This is a genomic window from Skermanella mucosa (assembly GCF_016765655.2).
Lineage (GTDB): Bacteria > Pseudomonadota > Alphaproteobacteria > Azospirillales > Azospirillaceae > Skermanella > Skermanella mucosa.
Genome location: NZ_CP086106.1, coordinates 4,163,129 through 4,180,419 on the forward strand (window position 1 = coordinate 4,163,129; position 17,291 = coordinate 4,180,419).

A 17,291-nucleotide genomic window follows, 5' to 3' on the forward strand; every position below is an offset into this window, starting at 1 on the left:
CGATCGTTACAAGTCCCTTTAAGGCCAAGCAGAGATCACAACAATAACTTAACTGCTTTTTTCCCGTGCCCTCCTGAACTCGTTGCCGTCGGCCAATAATGGATCAATACTAAAGTAATGATCAGGCTTCCAGCCCACCTCCAACGATTGCTGCAATGCACAATATGAGGTTGAGTATGGCCGTATTCTCAATGCAAGACTTCGACGGACATGAGCAGGTTGTTTTCGCATCCGATCCCGAATCGGGATTGAAAGCGATCATCGCCGTCCACGACACCGCCCGCGGCCCCGCCCTGGGCGGTTGCCGCATGTGGAACTACGCGAGCGAGGACCTTGCCGTCCGCGACGTTCTGCGCCTGTCCCGCGGCATGACCTACAAGAACGCCCTGGCCGACCTGCCCTTCGGCGGCGGCAAGTCGGTCATCATCGGCGACTCCCGCGCGGACAAGACCCCCGACCTGATGGCCGCGATGGGCAGGGCGGTCGAGCGCCTCGCCGGCCGCTACATCATCGCCGAGGACGTCGGGACGTCGGTCGAGGACATGGCGACGATCCGCGGCGTCACGCGGCACGTGGCCGGGCTGCGCGACGGCAGCGGCGATCCCTCCCCCGCCACGGCGCGCGGAGTCTTCATGGGTATCCGGGCCGCGGTTGACCACCGGCTGAGGCGGAACAGCCTGGACGGGCTCCGGGTCAACGTCCAGGGCCTGGGGCATGTCGGCTGGGACCTGTGCCGCCAGCTGGCCGAGGAAGGCGCCCGCCTGGCCGTCAGCGACATCCGCCGCGATACCGTCGAACGGGCGGTCGAGACTTTCGGGGCCACGCCCGTCGATGCGGAGCAGATCTTCGACGTGGAAGCCGACGTCTTCGCCCCGTGCGCCCTGGGAGCGGTGATCGACGACGGCACCCTGCCCCGCCTGAAGGTGGCGGTGGTCGCCGGGTCGGCCAACAACCAGCTTGCCGAAAGCCGTCACGGGACCGAACTGGCCCGGCGCGGAATCCTCTATGCGCCCGACTTCGTCATCAATGCCGGCGGAGTCATCAATATCAGCCATGAGTTCGGACGGAACGGCCGGGGCTATGACCGCGCGGCGGCGTTCGCCCATGTCGACCGTATCCACGATACGTTGCTGGAGATCTTCCAGCGGTCCGATGCGGAGGGGATTCCAACAAACCTCGCGGCCGACCGGATCGCGGAGGAACGTTTCCGCCCTTCACGGGTTGCATAGGCTCGCGAGGCGCACCAGGGAGGTGCCGGAAGGGGCGGGAGCTATTCGGCCGCGATGGCGGCTTCTTCGGGAACGGGAGCGGAGCAGGTGTTCGCGCAGGACAGCGTGTTGCGATGGTCCGTCACCATCTGGCGCACATAGGGGACGCATTTCCCGCATTGCGGCTTGCACCCCATGCAGGTGAAGAAGCCCGCCGCGGAGCAAACGCCTTCGGCGAGAGCCTGCTTGACCTTCTTCTCGGTAAATCCGTGGCAGATACAGACATACATGATCGTTTGAACCCAGCCGATGTTGCTCCAATGGTTAGAGCAGTTGAGAATGAGTGTCAATCGCTTAGTTGATCGTAATCCGCCCTGGTCGAGATCGCCGCACCTGCCTGGATCATAAGCATGTCGCGGATGAACACAGCACTAACGCGAAGCATCAAAAGGTCGTCAAAAAAGGCCTGAGGCAAAAGTGACATAGGGGAGGTCCGACGAGCCATGAGGAAAATTGTCGCGGCGGCGGCTCTGTCGTCTGCCCTCGTTTTCTCCGGCGCCGCCTATTCGCAGGGCGATCCCGGAAAAGTCGCCATCTCGATTTCCTGCGGCTCGGTCGGCATCGAATTCAAGGTCTGCAGCACCGGCGTCGAAGCCTGGGCCAAGGCCACCGGCCACCGGGTCCAGCTCGTCTCCACCCCGAACGACAGCAACGAGCGGCTGGCCCTGTACCAGCAGCTGCTGGCCGCGAAATCCGGCGACATCGACGTCTTCCAGATCGACGTCGTCTGGCCCGGCATCCTCGCCAACCACCTGATCGACCTGCGCGAGTTCGTCGACCCCGGGGTGCTGGACCAGCATTTCGACGCGATCGTGAAGAACGACATCGTCGACGACCGGCTGGTCGCCATGCCCTGGTTCACCGATGCCGGGCTGTTCTATTACCGCAAGGACCTGCTGGAGAAATACGGCCGCCCGCTCCCCACCACGTGGCAGGAGATGACGGAGACCGCCCGGATCATCCAGGAGGGCGAGCGGGCCGCCGGCAACGACCGGATGTGGGGCTACGTCTTCCAGGGCCGCGCGTTCGAGGGACTGACGGTCAATGCACTGGAATGGCTGGACAGCTTCAACGCCGGCACGATCGTCAATGGGCAGGGCGAGATCACGGTGAACAACCCGCGCGCCGCCGACGCCCTGACGCTGGCGGCCTCGTGGGTCAACGACATAGCGCCGCAGGGCGTGATCAACTACAGCGAGGAGGAGGGCCGCGGCGTCTTCCAGTCCGGCAACGCCGTCTTCATGCGCAACTGGCCCTATGCCTGGCCTCTGCTGAACGCGGAGGACAGCCCCGTGCGCGGCAAGGTGGCGGTGGCGCAGCTCCCCAAGGGCGGGCCGGACGGCAAGCATACAGCCACGCTGGGGGGATGGCAGCTCGCCGTCTCCAAGTATTCGCAGCATCCGGAGGTCGCGGCCGACCTGGTCCGCTACCTGACCAGCCGGGAGGAGCAGAAGCGCCGGGCCGTGGTCGGCGGTTTCAACCCGACCATCGACGCCCTGTACAAGGACCAGGAGGTGCTGGCCGCCAACCCGTTCTTCGGCGACCTGTACGAGGTCTTCGTCAACGCGGTGGCGCGCCCGTCGCGGGTGACCGGCGTGCGCTACAACCAGGTCTCGGCGGAATTCTGGAACGCGGTCCACGCGACGCTGTCCGGCCAGACCGACGCGAAAACGAGCCTCGCGGACCTGGAGCGGACGCTCGACCGGGTCAGCCGCGGCGGCCGGTGGTAGGAGGCGAGGATGACGACCGTATACGACGCGGGACGGGCCACGAATCCTGCGGCGCGCGGCGGAGCCGCCGCTCCCCAAGACTCCCTGCTGACCCGCCGGCGCCGCCGGGCGGCCTGGCTGTTCCTGGCGCCGATGATCCTGGTGCTGGCGCTGGTCGCGGGATGGCCGCTGCTGCGGACGATCTATTTCTCCTTCACCGACGCGACGCTGTACGACCTCGAATACCACGAGTTCATCGGCCTGCTGAACTTCTACTATCTAGCGATCGACCCGCACTGGTGGCGCGCGGTGTGGAACACGGTGTTCTTCGCGGTGGTGTCGGTCAGCATCGAGACCGTGCTGGGCATGGTCATCGCGCTGACGCTCAACACGCACATGCCGGGCCGGGGCCTGCTGCGGGCGGCGATGCTCATCCCCTGGGCGATCCCGACGGTGGTCTCGGCCCAGATGTGGGGCTGGATGTACCACGACCTCTACGGCGTGATTAACGAGATCTTCCTGTTCGTCGGGCTGATCGACCAGCCGCGCGCCTGGATCGCCGACCCGGACCTGTCCATGTATGCCGTCATCGCGGTCGATGTCTGGAAGACCACGCCCTTCATGACGCTGCTGATCCTGGCGGCGCTCCAGCTGCTCCCCGGCGAGGTCTACGAGGCCGCCCGGGTGGACGGGATCAACCCGGTCAAGGTCTTCTTCAAGGTGACCCTGCCGCTGATCAAGCCGGCGCTGATGGTGGCGATCATCTTCCGGACGCTCGACGCGCTGCGCATCTTCGACCTGATGTATGTCCTGACCGGCAACAGCCGGGCGACCGCGTCCATGTCGGTCTATGCGCGCCAGCAGCTGGTGGATTTCCAGGACGTCGGCTACGGCTCCGCCGCCTCGACCTTCCTGTTCCTGATCATCGCGGCCTTCACCGTGATCTACATCACCGTCGGCAAGGTGAATTTCGACCAGGGAGGCAAGTGAGCCATGCGCAGCCGCAAGATCGTCGGCCGGGTGCTGTTCTACCTCCTGGTCGCCTTCATCGTCGTCTATACGGTGTTCCCGTTCTACTGGGCGATCGTGTCGTCGCTGAAAGCGGGCTCGGGACTGTTCCAGGTGGAGTTCTGGCCGGCCAATCCGGCCTGGGACAATTATGTCGGCGTGTTCCAGGGGCAGCCGTTCGGCCGCAACATCCTCAACTCGGTCATCGTGGCGGTGTCGGTGGTCGTGCTGTCGCTGTTCCTCGCGGTCACCGCCTCCTACTCGCTGGGCCGCGTCCGGTTCCGCGGGCGGACCACCCTGCTGCTGGTCGTGCTCAGCGTCTCCATGTTCCCGCAGGTGGCCGTGCTGTCCGGCATGTTCGAGCTGATCCGGTGGCTCGGCCTCTACAACAACCTGCTGGGGCTGATCCTGTCCTACATGATCTTCACCCTGCCCTTCACGGTCTGGGTGCTGACCACCTTCATGCGGGAACTGCCCAAGGAGCTGGAGGAGGCCGCGATCGTGGACGGGGCGAGCCCGTGGGTCGTGATCACCCGGGTCTTCCTGCCGCTGATGGGGCCGGCGCTCGCCACCACCGGCCTGCTCGCCTTCATCGCGGCCTGGAACGAGTTCCTGTTCGCCCTGTCCTTCACCCTGTCGAACGAGATGCGCACCGTCCCGGTCGCCATCGCGCTGATCACCGGCACCAGCCAGTTCGAGCTGCCCTGGGGCAACATCATGGCGGCCTCGGTGATCGTCACGGTGCCGTTGCTTGTGCTTGTCATGATCTTCCAGAGAAAGATCGTCTCCGGCCTGACCGCCGGCGCGGTGAAGGGCTGACGGGGCGATGCAGGGAGGGAACCGACGATGACGGAATGGTGGCACGGCGGGGTGATCTACCAGATCTATCCACGCAGCTTCAGGGACAGCGACGGCGATGGGATCGGCGACCTGCGCGGCATCGCCGAAAGGCTGGACCATGTCGCCGGCCTGGGCGTGGACGGGATCTGGCTGTGCCCCTTCTTCAAGTCGCCGATGAAGGATTTCGGCTACGACGTGGAGGACTACCGCGCCGTCGATCCCATGTTCGGCACGCTGGAGGATTTCGACCACCTGCTGGCCCGCGCCCACGGCCTGGGCCTGCGCGTCGTCATCGACATGGTGCTGAGCCACACCTCCGACCTGCACCCCTGGTTCCTGGAAAGCCGGGAGTCGCGCGACAACCCTCGGGCGGACTGGTACGTCTGGGCCGACGCCCGGCCGGACGGCACCCCGCCGAACAACTGGCTGTCGGTGTTCGGCGGCTCCGCGTGGGCCTGGGAGCCGCGGCGCAACCAGTATTACCTGCACAATTTCCTGACCAGCCAGCCCGACCTGAACCTGCATGACGGGCAGGTCCAGGACGCCGTGCTGGATGCCTGCCGGTTCTGGCTGGACCGGGGCGTGGACGGCTTCCGGCTGGATACCGCCAACTTCTACATGCACGACCCGGAACTGCGCGACAACCCGCCCCGGCCGAGCGGGTCCGGCGCGCTGGAAGGCGTCGCCTCGGTCAATCCCTACGGCATGCAGCGGCACGTCTACGACAAGTCGCGGCCGGAGAACCTGGCGTTCCTGCGCCGGCTGCGCGCCCTGATGGACCGCTATCCCGGCACCATGACCGTCGCCGAGGTGCATGACGACGACAGCACGATGCGGAGCGCCGAGTATGTCGGCTCCCCCGACCTGCTGCATACGGCCTACGGCTTCACGCTGCTGACCGAGCGGTTCGGCGCCGGGGTGATCCGGGGCGCGCTGGAGTCCTTCGAGCGGCAGCCGGGCGCGGGCTGGCCGGCCTGGGCGTTCGGCAACCACGACGTGATCCGGCCGGTCACCCGCTGGGGCAAGGGAGAGGGCGGCGACGGGTTCGCCAAGCTGCTGGTCGCCCTGCTCTGCTCGGTCCGCGGCACCGCCTTCCTGTACGAGGGGGAGGAGCTGGGCCTGCCCGAGGCCGACGTGCCCTTCGACAAGATCCAGGACCCCTACGGCCTGCCGTTCTATCCCCGCTACAAGGGCCGCGACGGCTGCCGCACGCCGATGCCCTGGCGGCACGACCATCCGGCCGGCGGATTCACCGACGGCACGGCCGAGCCCTGGCTTCCGGTGCCGGAGGAGCATCTGCGCCGGGCGGTGTCGGTCCAGGACGGCGACCCCGGCAGCGTGCTGAACTTCACGCGCGGCTTCCTGCGCTGGCGGCGGGAGCACCCGGCGCTGGTGACCGGCGATATCCGCTTCATCGACGCGCCGGAGCCGGTGGTCGCCTTCGTCCGGAGCGGCGGAGGCGAGGAGGTGCTGGCGGCCTTCAACCTGGGCGGGGAACCGGCGGCGCTCGAGGCGCCGGGCGGGGTGGAACCGCTGTCCGGCCATGGGCTTACAGGCGCCCTGGACGGAGGGATAATCCGGCTGCCGGGGCACGGCGCCTTCCTGGGGCGCCTGTCGGGGACCGACAATAAAACGACGGGAGGGTAATCCGCCAATGGCCGACGTCACGCTGCGCGACGTGCGCAAATCCTTCGGGGGCCTGGAAATCATCCATGGCGTCGATCTCGACATCAAGGACAACGAGTTCACCGTGTTCGTCGGCCCCTCGGGCTGCGGCAAGTCCACCCTGCTGCGCCTGATCGCAGGGCTGGAGGACATCACCAGCGGCGAGATGACCATCGACGGCGTCCGGGTCAACGATCTGCCGCCCAAGGAGCGCGGCATCTCCATGGTGTTCCAGAGCTACGCGCTCTACCCGCACATGACCGTGTACGACAACATGGCGTTCGGCCTGAAGCTGGCCAATTCCGGCAAGGACGCAATCGACGCCAAGGTGCGGGAGGCGGCCCGCATCCTCCAGATCGAGAACCTGCTGACCCGCAAGCCGCGCGAGCTGTCCGGCGGCCAGCGCCAGCGAGTCGCGATCGGCCGGGCGATCGTGCGGGAGCCCAAGGTCTTCCTGTTCGACGAGCCGCTGTCCAACCTGGACGCGGCGCTGCGGGTGCAGATGCGGATCGAGCTGGCGAAGCTGAAGGAGGACCTGAATGCCACGATGGTCTATGTCACCCACGACCAGGTCGAGGCGATGACGCTGGCCAACAAGATCGTCGTGCTCCGGGCCGGGCACGTGGAGCAGGTCGGCTCCCCGCTGGAGTTGTACCACCACCCGCGCAACCTGTTCGTCGCGGGCTTCATCGGCAGCCCGAAGATGAATTTTATCGAGACCACGGCGAGCGGGATCAACCGCGACAGCGCCACGGTGCGGCTCCCGGGCGGCGGCACCCTGACTGTCCCCGTCCAATCGGCCGGCCTGGCGCCCGGCGCCCCGGTAACGCTGGGCTTCCGCCCGGAGCATCTGGTCTCGGCGGACCCCCAAGGTGGCGGGGGCGACGCCGTGATGGACGGCAAGGTCTTCGTGGTCGAGCGGCTGGGCGGCGAAACCTACTGCCATGTCAGGACCGCGGACGGCCAGTCGATCGTGCTGCGCACCGACGGCGAGGACACCGTCCGCCCCGGCGAGCAGATCCGCATCGGCATCCCCGCCGGAGCCTGCCACCTGTTCGACCGCGACGGCATGGCCCTGGACCGGCTGGAACGCCACCCCATGGCCGATCAGGAGATGCCCCGGCACGCGCATGCGTGAGGCGGGGTGCCGAAGGTTATCGTCGCCGCTCCGGCCTTGGAAAGCGAGGCGTAGGCGCCGGCATGAGCTCCTTCATCATCATGACCGGACTTGATCCGGTCATCCACGCGCGAACTTCCTTCCGTCGGTTTGCGCGTGGATGCGCGGGTCAAGCCCGCGCATGAAGGGAAAAATGGTTCGCGGAAGGAGAACAATTTCCAGCACTGCGATCGTAGTGCCCAGCAGCCGTGAAACAGTCCTTCGGAACGATTGATCGCGGCAGGCGGCTGGGCTATGCGGGTTGACCGTCTGTCAGGAGCCTGCAGCACCGTGGAAGACCTGTCACCGCAAGCCATCCCACCGGCCGAAACTCCGGGCGAGCCGCTGGGCATGACCGGCTATCTGGCGCCCGAGGGGTTCGTGGACGAGCTGATCTCCGAACTGGGGGATGTCGCCGAGGTGCATGACCGGCTGGTCTTCGCGCCTGGCCCGGCGCGGCCGGTGAGCTGGGTGGAGAATGTCTGGTACGACCCGGTGCGGCTGCCGGTCGCGTCGATCAAGTCGGCGGCGCGGGAGCTGCGGAGCATCCAGCGGAACTGGGCGCTGTGGCCCGGGCCGCACAACGGGCGGGCCAAGCTGATCCAGGAACAGCTTCCCCATGTCTCGGCCAAGCCGCTGGTCTTCCCCTCCCCGACCCCGACGGCGCCGCTGGGGTCCTGGATGATGGAGAGCGCGACGGCGCTGATCGCGTCGGCCCGCTGCTCCAGCCCGTTCCGGCACGGCGCGGTCGAGTTCGAGGAGAACAAGACCGTGCCGCCGACGCGGGCCTACCTGAAGCTCTGGGAAGCGCTGACCCTGGCCGGCAGCATGCCGGGTCCCGGGTCGCTGGCAATGGACCTGGGGTCGTGTCCCGGCGGCTGGACCTGGGTGCTGCACGAGCTGGGCGCGCGTGTCATCAGCGTGGACAAGGCGCCGCTGGCCCCGGCGATCGCGGCGCTGCCGCGGGTCGATTTCCGCCAGCAGAGCGCCTTCGCCCTGAACCCGTCGGAGATCGGGCCGGTGGACTGGCTGTGCTCCGACGTGATCTGCTATCCGGAACGGCTTCTCCGGCTGGTCCGCGAGTGGGTGGACAGCGGCCTGTGCCGCAACTTCATCTGCACCATCAAGTTCCAGGGGCCGACCGACCATGGGGTGACCCGCGAGTTCGCGTCGATCCCGGGCAGCCGCGTCGTCCACCTGCACCACAACAAGCACGAGCTGACCTGGATGCTGGTCAATGCATGACGCCGTCCCACACCCATTCCGCCACGGTCAGCTCGGCCTGGCGGGGCATTGTGCCCGGATGGTGGTAGCGGTAGACCGCCAGCGCTGCCTCGAAGGCGTAGCGCTCCGGCTGGCCGCAGCGGCGGAGCTCGGTGTAGGCGCGCTGGACGGCGGGGCGGCAGCAGGACGACTCTTCGCCGCAGACCGACATCTTCTTCGAGGGGTTTTCGCTCATCGCTCGCTCCGCCGGAATGGGGTGCTGGGCCGTGGTCATTTCGCGCCGCGCCGCGCGGAGCCTTCCAGCGGCACGCCGTAGAGTTCGAGCCGGTGGCCGAGGAGCTTGTACCCCAGATCCCTGGCGATACGCTGCTTGATGGCTTCCAGCTCTTCGCAGTTGAACTCGACCACCTCGCCCGACTGGACGTCGATCAGGTGATGGTGGTGCTCGTCGCGCGCCTCCTCGAAGCGGGCGCGCCCGTCGCCGAAGTCGAGCCGCTCGATGACGCCGGTCTCCTCCAGCAGCCGTACCGTCCGATAGACCGTGGCGATGCTGATCCGGTCGTCGATGTCCGCCGCCCGCTTGAAGACCTGCTCGACGTCGGGATGGTCCGTCGCGGCCGACAGCACGCGCGAGATGACGCGCCGCTGCTCGGTCATCTTCAACCCCTTCTCGACGCAGACCTGCTCCAGCCGAGACAGCATATGGGCTTCGTCCTTCGGGGCTCTCGTCATGATCCATCCATGCCGCAACAGGGTCCGGCCACCAGGAGGCGGTGGGCCGGAGCATGGCTGAAATCATAGGCCCAGATCGCGGCGGCGCGCCAGTCCATGCACCCATGGTTGCCCGTGCGACCGATGCCCGCACCGCACCATGGGCTCCTGCTCCCTCCGGTCAGCCGAACAGGGCGTCGATCGCGGACTGGTTCAACGGGTGGGGCGGCTCCTCCTCCTCGGGGTCGGCGGCGGGCGAGCCTTTCCGGGCCGGTGCCGGCGCCGGGAGATCAGGAGGTCCGCCCAGGGCGGCGGCCACCGCGGGCGGAGCGGTCGCAAGCCCGGACATCAGGTCGTCGACCTCGTTCTGGCGGATGCCGTCCAGGGAGGGGCCGTGGAGCAGATGGGCGTCCGGCCTGGTGTCCACCGGCTCGCGCGGGACGTCCTCCGCCCTGATGTTGTCCACGCCCCAGATGGAGATCATCGACCCGATGCGCTGCTCGATATAGCGCAGGACGTTGATGACCTTGGTCGTCCGCTGGCCGGTCAGGTCCTGGAACGAGCAGGCGGTGAAGATCTCCATCACCTCCCCCTCGATCCGGGAATAGAGCTCCGCGGTGTCGGCGCCTTCCCGCAGCTTGCCGATCATGTCGAGGATGCGCTCGGCCGAGGTCAGGATGTCCGAGGAGGCGCGCTCCGTCGAGACGATGATGGCGTCCAGCTCGTTGGTGGCCGTGGAGAAGCGGTCGCTGCCGTCCTCGGTCGGCCTCAGGGCCGCGATCTCCCGCCGGGCATGGGAGATCGTGGCGCTCATGTCCTGCAGCTCGTGCCGCAGGACCTGGACGCGGTTGACCATGTTGTTGGCGTCCGCCTGCTGCTTCCAGAGATCGCGCAGGTCGGCGACCAGCGACCGGACCTCCTCCGCGACGCCGGTCTGGGCGCGCCGGGTGTGCTCGCGCAGGAACAGGCGCCCCCGCGGCGTCCGGGAGATGAACTCCTCAATCTGCTGGAAATCGCCCTCGGGCAGATGCCCACCTTCAGTCATGACCATCCTCCAGGCCCCTCGACCGCATCCGCAGCCGGTCGAACGGGTCAGTTCATATAGCTGGCGCCCGAAGAGGTAATCAATATTCCCCAGGGCGTCGCAAGTGGAAATCTTCTTGGTCCGCGTGTGAAGAGGGCCTTTCAGCATAGGCATCGGCCACAGGTCCGGCCGGGTGGGCGGATGGATGCACCCTGTTTGTGCCGTAGTTTCAGCGTTTTTTAATAGACCACCATTAGGTTGTTGTACCATACGCTGCATGCGGGGTTCGACGGGTGCTGGAACTGGATCTGAGGGTGGAGCGCCAGAGCGCGGCTCTGGGGGCGCTGGCGCGGCACGACTGTTTCGTTCGTGCCGACCTGGCCGTCTGCCTGCGCCGGATCAACTGCGTCGCGGCCGAAACGCTGGAAGTCGCCCGGTCCAGCATATGGCTGCTGAACGAGGACGGCACGTCCCTTGTCTGCGCCGACCATTACGACGTGTCCAGCCGCGTGGACGGGACCGGGCAGATCCTGGAGCGGGCCGACTTTCCCCATTATTTCCAGGCGATCCTGGAGGATCGCGTGATCGCCGCATCCGATGCCCAGAGCGACCCCCGGACCTCCGAGTTCACGGAGAACTACCTGATCCCGCTCGGCATCGCGTCCATGCTGGACGCGCCCATCCTGTTCGGGGGGCGCACCGTGGGCGTGCTGTGCGCGGAGCATGTCGGCCTGCCGCGCGGCTGGCCGCGCGACGAGCAGATCTTCACCGCCTCCCTCGGGGATTTCGTGGCCATGGCCCTGGCCGCCGAGGAGCGGAACCGTGCCGAGTCGGCCCTGCGCCGGGCCGAGGAACGCTATCGCAGCATCTTCGAGAATGCGATCGAAGGGCTGTTCCAGATGGGTCCGGACGGCCGCTTCACCGACGTCAACCCGGCCATGGCCCGCATGCTGGGCTTCGCCGACGCCGCCGGCTTCCTGGCCGCGCGCGGGCCGGTCGGCGCGCCGCTGTTCGTCGATCCCGGCCGCCGAACGGAGCTGATGCGGCTGGTGGACGCCCAGGACCGCGTGGTCGGCTTCGAGGCGGAACTGTACCGCCGCGACGGCCCGGTGATCTGGGGCGGCTTCAGCATCCGGACGGTGCGCGGCGCCGACGGCCGGGTCCTGCGCCTGGAAGGATCGCTGGAGGACGTGACCCTGCGCCGCCGGGCCGAGGACCAGCTGGCCCACGTGGCTCTCCATGACGGGTTGACCAACCTGCCCAACCGCGCCCTGTTCATGGACCGCCTGACGCAGAGCCTGGCCCGCGCCCGGCTGTCGCGGGTCGGAACGGCAGCGGTCGTGCTGCTCGACGTCGACCGGTTCAGCCTGATCAACGACAGCCTGGGCCACGCGGCCGGCGACCGGCTGCTGATTGACCTGGCGTGCCGGCTGTCCGCGCGCCTGCGCCCGGGAGATACCCTGGCCCGGCTGGCCGGGGACGAGTTCGCCGTGCTGGCGGAAGGGCTGGCGGACCGGGACGCGGCGCTGGAACTGGCGGAAAGCTTGAGGTCGTGCGTGGCCGGGCCGTTCGTCGACGCGACCGACCAGGAGCTCTTCGCCTCGGCCAGCGCCGGCGTCTGCTTCGATATCGGCGGCAGCCAGGGTCCGGATGACATGGTGAGGCATGCGGGCACCGCGCTGCACCAGGCCAAGGCCCAGGGACGCGCCCGCTGCCTCGCCTTCACCGACGACATGCGGACGGAACCGCTGCTGACCCTGAAGCTCCAGAGCGACATGCGGCGCGCGATCGAGCGGGACGAGTTCCTGCTCTACTACCAGCCGATCCTGTCGCTGCCGGACCGCCGTCTGACCGGGTTCGAGGCGCTGATCCGCTGGAACCACACCCAGCGGGGGCTGATCCCGCCGGCGACCTTCATCCCCATCGCGGAGGAGAACGGCCTCATGACGGCCCTCGGCGACTGGGTCACCAACGCGGCCTGCCGGCAGATGCGGGCCTGGCAGGACCGTATCGGCGCCCCGGTGCCGCTGTCGCTCAGCATCAACATGGCGCCGACGCAGCTCATCCACCCCGACGCCTTCCCGCTGCTGGACCGCGCCGTCGCGGCGAGCGGCGTCGATGTCCGCAGGATGAAGCTCGAAGTCACCGAGACGGCGCTGGCCGGCGACGCCGAGCTGCTCCCGCAGCGGTTGCGGGCGCTGAGGGAGCGGGGTTTCCAGATCCTGATCGACGATTTCGGGACCGGCTATTCGTCGCTCAGCCGCCTCCACCGGTTCCCGATCGACGGGCTCAAGATCGACCAGAGCTTCGTCAAGCCGATGCTCTACGACCCCGACAGCGCGGCCATCGTCCGGACCATCGTGGCTTTGGGCAAGGCGCTGGACCTGGACCTATTCGCCGAAGGCGTGGAGGACGACGGGACGGCGGCGGAGCTGGGCCGCATGCAGTGCGACTTCGCCCAGGGATACCTGTTCGCCCGGCCGCTGCCGGTGGATGCCGCCGACGCCTTGGTGACGGAACTGGCGGAGAGCCCGGTCCGGACGCTCAACCCAGCCTGACCGCCGTGCCGTTGATGCTGACCATCAGCATCCCGTTCTCCTTGCCGAGCACCTCGTAGTCGAGATCCACCGCGACCACCGCGTCGGCGCCCAGGCGCCGGGCGGCATCCTGCAGGTCCGCCATGGCATGTTCGCGCGCGTCCTTGAGGGCGTTCTGGTAACCGCCCGACCGGCCGCCGACGATGTCGCGGATACCCGCGAAGAAATCCCGGAAGACGTTGACGCCGATGATCGCCTCGCCCGTGACGACGCCCAGGTAATCGACGACGCGGCGGCCCTCGACCTGGTCGGTAGTGGTAATGATCATCGTGAGTTCCTCCGCAGTTTCATGTGAATGGCCCCCGACAGGGACGTCCGCCCGAAAGGATCGCGGGCATCCACCGGAACACCCGGTCGGCAAGTAAAGATCCGGAGGCCCTTGTTGGGCGAGACATTTTGACGCTGCGTCAGCACTCCGGCTACCCCGATCGCGGCGATTGGGTGCAAATTCCGATATCCCTAGAAAAGTTGTGGTTTGGCGCCGCATCTCGGCTGGGGACGTCGAGGATAACGGTACCCGCCCTGAAGAAGGTCCCCGAGGGTACCGGGCACGGCTGCGGAATGCGGCCGGCGCCTCGCCGCAGATGTGCCCAACGGAGGAGACCCATTCTCATGAACCAAAAGCAGCAGGGGCCGAAGCCGGGAGACAGGCTTCTGACGACGGCCACCCGCCTGTTCTGCCGCCACGGCATCAACGCGACCGGCATCGACAGGATCCTGGCCGAAGCCGGGGTCGCCAAGATGACGCTGTACAACCAGTTCGGCTCGAAGGAAGGACTCGTCTTCGCCGTCCTGGAACGCGAGGGCGAGGCTTGGCGCCAATGGTTCCAGAAGGCCGTCGAGGAGCTCCCCGGCTCCCCCGCGGACAAGCTCGTGGGGATCTTCGGCGTGCTGGAGAACTGGTTCAAGCGGGAGGGCTTCTACGGCTGCGCCTTCATCAACGCGGTGGCCGAGCACAACAAGGAGGATCCGCGCATCCGCGCGCTGGCCCAGGCGCACAAGAAGAAGGTCCTGACGGTGATCCGCGCGCTCGCCGACCAGGCCGGCGTGCTGGACCCGGAATCCCTGACCGACGCGATCGGGATGCTGGTCGACGGCGCGATCATCGCCGCCGTCATCACCGGCACGTCCGATCACGCCCGGCGCGGGGCCGACGCGACCCGCATGCTGCTGACCTCCCAGCTCCTGGCGAAACAGGCGCCGGCGAACCACGCCCACGCGGCATAGGCGCCTGCCCGCGCATCCGGGGCGGCGAGACGCCGCCGCTTCCAGAAGCGGCTACTGGCCGGCGGCGGTGGTCGCGTCGCCGAGCCATGCTTCGGCGGCCGGATGGAGGGGAACGGACAGGCCGCTCTCCGCCCGGCCGCGGGAGATCAGCGCCCCCGCGGTGCTGCCCGCCGCCAGGAAGTCGATATCCTTGAACACGGTATCCAGCAACGTGGTCACTTCCACGTCGGGCATGGTCCGGCGCGCCACCAGCAGGGCGGTTACCGCGACGGTCGGGACCGGTTCGGTCTGCCGGGGATAGGTTCCGGCCGGAAGGGTCAGCGGCACCAGGTTGCCGTCGGACTGGTCCAATGCCTGGATGGCGTTCCGGTCGAGGGGCAGGAATCGGATCCCGCGTTCGGCGGACAGCCGCTGGAACAGCCGCGCCGGCGCGTTGATGACGCTGACAACGGCGTCCAATTGCCCGGCCAGCAGCGCCTCGACCGCCCGGCCCGGCCCCATATTGGTCACCTCCGCGAAGTCGTCGGGAGCGAGCCCGTGGGCTTCGAGGACGGACCGGGCGGTCAGCAGCGATCCGGAGCGCGGGAGTCCCAGGTCGATCCGCCTGCCGCGCAGGTCGGCGACCGTTCCGATCTCCGCGTCGGCCCGGACGATGATGTGCACGGGTTCGGGGAACAGGCTGGCCAGCGCCCGAAGCTCGGGGTCCGGTCCTGCCCGCTCGAACAGGCCGTCGCCCCGGGCGGCCATCGCCGCGATGTCGTTCTGCGCCAGCGCCACGTCGGCGGACCCGTCCTGGATCAGGCGCAGGTTCTCGACGCTGCCGTCGGTCGAAACGCCGGCCGAGCGCACGCCGTCGGCCGAGATGGAAGCGGCGATGGTTCGGGCGATCAGGTTGTATTCGCCCCCTTCCGGCCCGCCGGCGACGACGAAGGCGCGCTGGAGCCGGTCGAGCCGCAGCGTGATCTGCCGGTACGCTTCGTCCAGTTCCTCGGTGATGATCGCCCGGGCCTGGCCGGCATCGTCGGTCGGCGGTCCTTCGAACAGGGCCATGATCTGGTCCACCAGCCCGCGGGCGATGGCCGGAGGCCCCGTGTTGTCCAGCGCCGGCGGCTGGCTGACCGGGGATTGGGCGACCACGACCGGCCGCCAATCGCCGTTGGTCCGTTCGAACCCGACGGAGCCGTTGACATCCACCGTGTCCCCGGTCTGGTTGCCGTCGCGCCGGATGCCCTGCAGCCCGTGTTCGGTGGCGCCCAGCAGGTTGGCGAGGGCCGACACGTTCAGCGCTTCCCAGTCGCTGAACGAGTAGTCGCGGAGCACCCGGAGGTCCGCGTTGTAATAGACGATCCTCCGCTCGACGCCGTTGGGGTCGGCGGGCAGCGGGCCGCTGCCGACCCGGTTGAACCCGGTGATCTCGAACAGCGGATCGGGGAAGGTGGTGTCGAGCGCCGTCTGGACCGCGCTTCGGACCGCCGCCTCGTCCGGCACCTTTTCGCAGGCGGTCAGGAATCCGAGGGCCGTGACGAGCACCAATGCCCGCGCCAGCGGGCGGAACAGCCTGTCGATCATGGCGCGTCCTCCGTCAAAGGCCCAATTGGGGCAGGCTCATGAAACCCTGGATCACCAGCGCGTTGGCAAGGTCGATCAGGAAGGCCCCGACGATCGGGATGATCAGGAAAGCCTGGGGCGAATGGCCGTAGCGGCCGGCGACCGCCTGCATGTTGGCGATCGCGGTCGGCGTGGCCCCCATGCCGAAGCCGCAGTGGCCGGCCGACATGACCGCGGCGTCGTAGTTCGACCCCATGACGCGGAACGTCACGAAATAGACGTATGCCGCGATGGCGACGGACTGGGCCGCCAGGATGGCCAGGATCGGCAGGGCCAGCGACACCAGTTCCCACAGCCGCAGCGCGATCAGCGCCATGGCCAGGAACAGCGACAGCGACACCGTGCCGAGCAGGTCGATGGTGGCGCCGTCCACCTGGCGCAGGCCGGACAGGCCGAGGCCGTTGCGGATGACGACGCCTGTGAAGAGGGTCCAGACGAAGGCGGGCAGCGTCAGGTACTCGTTCTTCAGGACCTGGCCCAGGAAGGTGCCGACCATCACGCAGATCACGATCAGGAACAGCGTCTCCAGGAGGCTTTCCGGGCTCAGGCTCCGCACCTCGTGGCCGCCCAGCTCGCCGGGGGCTCCTTCATGCACGGATTCGGCCCGCGCCTTCAGGTTGTTCCGCGAGATCAGCCGCTGGGCGATCGGGCCGCCGATCAGCCCGCCAAGCACCAGGCCGAAAGTGGCGCAGGCCATCGCGACTTCCATGGCGCCCTGGAGATTGTAATCCTCCCCGAAGCGGGTCGCGTAGGCGGCGCCGGTCCCATGCCCCCCGGACATGGTGATCGAACCGGCGAGCAGGCCGGTCAGCGGATGCATGTCGAGGCTGATCGCCGCCGCGACGCCGACCGCGTTCTGGATCACCAGCATGACCACGACGACGGCGAAGAACACCAGGACGGCGCGCCCGCCCTGCATCAGGGTCTTGATGTCGGCGCTCAGCCCGATGGTGGCGAAGAAGGCCAGCATCAGCGGGGTCTGAAGGGACATGTCGAAGCTGATTTCCATGCCGGCGCCGACCCGCAGGCCGGTGATGAGGAGCGCCGCGAGCAACCCGCCGACGACCGGTTCGGGGATATTGTACCGCTGAAGGAAGCCAACCTTGGAGATGACCATGCGGCCGACCAGAAGGACCACGATGGCCGCGACCAGCGTGGATACGACGTCGATTTCCATTCCCATCCCCCTCCCTCGCCCGGTCCCATGCCGTACGGCATAGGCTGTTCCGGGGACTGCGTTGTCCCCAGCTAACC

16 protein-coding genes are annotated in these 17,291 nt (G+C 67.8%); 9 read left to right on the forward strand and 7 right to left on the reverse strand.

All coding sequences use genetic code 11. From position 1 onward, the window contains the following. Window positions 1–248: 248 nt before the first annotated feature. Window positions 249–1,229: a Glu/Leu/Phe/Val family dehydrogenase gene (locus JL100_RS19330; protein ID WP_407696872.1), complete on the forward strand. Its 981-nt coding sequence runs from the start codon at window positions 249–251 to the stop codon at window positions 1,227–1,229. A gap of 41 nt (window positions 1,230–1,270) precedes the next feature. Here the strand turns inward: JL100_RS19330 and JL100_RS19335 are convergent, their stop codons facing one another. Continuing rightward, a complete protein-coding gene (locus JL100_RS19335) occupies window positions 1,271–1,498 on the reverse strand; it encodes a (2Fe-2S)-binding protein (protein WP_202679247.1) in 228 nt (75 codons plus the stop codon). 213 nt (window positions 1,499–1,711) lie between these two features. On the opposite strand from JL100_RS19335, the gene JL100_RS19340 reads away from it, so the two are divergent. The 6 genes from JL100_RS19340 to JL100_RS19365 all read left to right on the forward strand — a co-directional run bounded on the left by JL100_RS19340 (window position 1,712) and on the right by JL100_RS19365 (window position 8,891). Continuing rightward, window positions 1,712–2,998, forward strand: coding sequence for an ABC transporter substrate-binding protein (locus tag JL100_RS19340; protein ID WP_202679248.1), 1,287 nt, complete (start codon window positions 1,712–1,714; stop codon window positions 2,996–2,998). Window positions 2,999–3,007: 9 nt separating this feature from the next. Then, the gene (locus JL100_RS19345; RefSeq protein ID WP_202679249.1) at window positions 3,008–3,967 is read left to right on the forward strand and encodes a carbohydrate ABC transporter permease; all 960 of its coding nucleotides are present in this window, start codon (window positions 3,008–3,010) and stop codon (window positions 3,965–3,967) included. Window positions 3,968–3,970: 3 nt separating this feature from the next. Further along, entirely contained in the window at window positions 3,971–4,804 is an 834-nt protein-coding gene (locus JL100_RS19350) for a carbohydrate ABC transporter permease (protein ID WP_202679250.1), read from the forward strand. A 27-nt stretch (window positions 4,805–4,831) separates the two neighbouring features. Further along, entirely contained in the window at window positions 4,832–6,472 is a 1,641-nt protein-coding gene (locus JL100_RS19355; protein ID WP_202679251.1) for an alpha-glucosidase, read from the forward strand. Window positions 6,473–6,479: 7 nt separating this feature from the next. Further along, window positions 6,480–7,628: an ABC transporter ATP-binding protein gene (locus tag JL100_RS19360; protein WP_202679252.1), complete on the forward strand. Its 1,149-nt coding sequence runs from the start codon at window positions 6,480–6,482 to the stop codon at window positions 7,626–7,628. 369 nt (window positions 7,629–7,997) lie between these two features. Next, the gene (locus JL100_RS19365) at window positions 7,998–8,891 is read left to right on the forward strand and encodes an SAM-dependent methyltransferase (protein WP_228421385.1); all 894 of its coding nucleotides are present in this window, start codon (window positions 7,998–8,000) and stop codon (window positions 8,889–8,891) included. Here JL100_RS19365 and JL100_RS19370 read toward each other — a convergent pair. The 3 genes from JL100_RS19370 to JL100_RS19380 all read right to left on the reverse strand — a co-directional run bounded on the left by JL100_RS19370 (window position 8,881) and on the right by JL100_RS19380 (window position 10,626). Next, a complete protein-coding gene (locus tag JL100_RS19370) occupies window positions 8,881–9,105 on the reverse strand; it encodes a hypothetical protein (RefSeq protein ID WP_202679254.1) in 225 nt (74 codons plus the stop codon). The genes JL100_RS19365 and JL100_RS19370 overlap by 11 nt on opposite strands. A gap of 35 nt (window positions 9,106–9,140) precedes the next feature. Further along, the gene (locus tag JL100_RS19375; RefSeq protein ID WP_202679389.1) at window positions 9,141–9,572 is read right to left on the reverse strand and encodes a Fur family transcriptional regulator; all 432 of its coding nucleotides are present in this window, start codon (window positions 9,570–9,572) and stop codon (window positions 9,141–9,143) included. Between the two features lie 190 nt (window positions 9,573–9,762). Continuing rightward, complete coding sequence (locus JL100_RS19380; RefSeq protein ID WP_202679255.1) at window positions 9,763–10,626, reverse strand: protein phosphatase CheZ; 864 nt, start codon at window positions 10,624–10,626, stop codon at window positions 9,763–9,765. A 272-nt stretch (window positions 10,627–10,898) separates the two neighbouring features. On the opposite strand from JL100_RS19380, the gene JL100_RS19385 reads away from it, so the two are divergent. Beyond that, window positions 10,899–13,163 (forward strand): putative bifunctional diguanylate cyclase/phosphodiesterase, encoded by a 2,265-nt coding sequence (locus JL100_RS19385; protein ID WP_202679256.1) that lies wholly within the window; start codon window positions 10,899–10,901, stop codon window positions 13,161–13,163. Here JL100_RS19385 and JL100_RS19390 read toward each other — a convergent pair. Beyond that, complete coding sequence (locus tag JL100_RS19390; RefSeq protein ID WP_202679257.1) at window positions 13,150–13,470, reverse strand: heavy metal-binding domain-containing protein; 321 nt, start codon at window positions 13,468–13,470, stop codon at window positions 13,150–13,152. The genes JL100_RS19385 and JL100_RS19390 overlap by 14 nt on opposite strands. A gap of 344 nt (window positions 13,471–13,814) precedes the next feature. Here JL100_RS19390 and JL100_RS19395 point away from each other — a divergent pair, with 344 nt between their 5' ends. Continuing rightward, window positions 13,815–14,429: a TetR/AcrR family transcriptional regulator gene (locus tag JL100_RS19395; protein WP_202679258.1), complete on the forward strand. Its 615-nt coding sequence runs from the start codon at window positions 13,815–13,817 to the stop codon at window positions 14,427–14,429. A 51-nt stretch (window positions 14,430–14,480) separates the two neighbouring features. On the opposite strand, the gene JL100_RS19400 is transcribed toward JL100_RS19395, so the two are convergent. Continuing rightward, window positions 14,481–15,998: a TAXI family TRAP transporter solute-binding subunit gene (locus JL100_RS19400; RefSeq protein WP_202679259.1), complete on the reverse strand. Its 1,518-nt coding sequence runs from the start codon at window positions 15,996–15,998 to the stop codon at window positions 14,481–14,483. A gap of 13 nt (window positions 15,999–16,011) precedes the next feature. Then, window positions 16,012–17,214 carry a sodium/glutamate symporter gene (gltS, locus tag JL100_RS19405; protein WP_202679260.1) on the reverse strand — a complete coding sequence of 401 codons (1,203 nt, stop codon included), beginning with the start codon at window positions 17,212–17,214 and terminating at the stop codon, window positions 16,012–16,014. Window positions 17,215–17,291 lie beyond the last annotated feature (77 nt).

Excerpts from the sequence above, each read along its gene's own strand:
- JL100_RS19335 (WP_202679247.1), bottom strand. The coding sequence starts at position 1,498 with ATGTATGTCTGTATCTGCCACGGATTTACCGAGAAGAAGGTCAAGCAG.
- JL100_RS19340 (WP_202679248.1), top strand. The coding sequence starts at position 1,712 with ATGAGGAAAATTGTCGCGGCGGCGGCTCTGTCGTCTGCCCTCGTTTTC.
- JL100_RS19345 (WP_202679249.1), top strand. The coding sequence starts at position 3,008 with ATGACGACCGTATACGACGCGGGACGGGCCACGAATCCTGCGGCGCGC.
- JL100_RS19350 (WP_202679250.1), top strand. The coding sequence starts at position 3,971 with ATGCGCAGCCGCAAGATCGTCGGCCGGGTGCTGTTCTACCTCCTGGTC.
- JL100_RS19355 (WP_202679251.1), top strand. The coding sequence starts at position 4,832 with ATGACGGAATGGTGGCACGGCGGGGTGATCTACCAGATCTATCCACGC.
- JL100_RS19360 (WP_202679252.1), top strand. The coding sequence starts at position 6,480 with ATGGCCGACGTCACGCTGCGCGACGTGCGCAAATCCTTCGGGGGCCTG.
- JL100_RS19365 (WP_228421385.1), top strand. The coding sequence starts at position 7,998 with ATGACCGGCTATCTGGCGCCCGAGGGGTTCGTGGACGAGCTGATCTCC.
- JL100_RS19370 (WP_202679254.1), bottom strand. The coding sequence starts at position 9,105 with ATGAGCGAAAACCCCTCGAAGAAGATGTCGGTCTGCGGCGAAGAGTCG.
- JL100_RS19375 (WP_202679389.1), bottom strand. The coding sequence starts at position 9,572 with ATGCTGTCTCGGCTGGAGCAGGTCTGCGTCGAGAAGGGGTTGAAGATG.
- JL100_RS19380 (WP_202679255.1), bottom strand. The coding sequence starts at position 10,626 with ATGACTGAAGGTGGGCATCTGCCCGAGGGCGATTTCCAGCAGATTGAG.
- JL100_RS19390 (WP_202679257.1), bottom strand. The coding sequence starts at position 13,470 with ATGATCATTACCACTACCGACCAGGTCGAGGGCCGCCGCGTCGTCGAT.
- JL100_RS19395 (WP_202679258.1), top strand. The coding sequence starts at position 13,815 with ATGAACCAAAAGCAGCAGGGGCCGAAGCCGGGAGACAGGCTTCTGACG.
- JL100_RS19400 (WP_202679259.1), bottom strand. The coding sequence starts at position 15,998 with ATGATCGACAGGCTGTTCCGCCCGCTGGCGCGGGCATTGGTGCTCGTC.
- gltS (WP_202679260.1), bottom strand. The coding sequence starts at position 17,214 with ATGGAAATCGACGTCGTATCCACGCTGGTCGCGGCCATCGTGGTCCTT.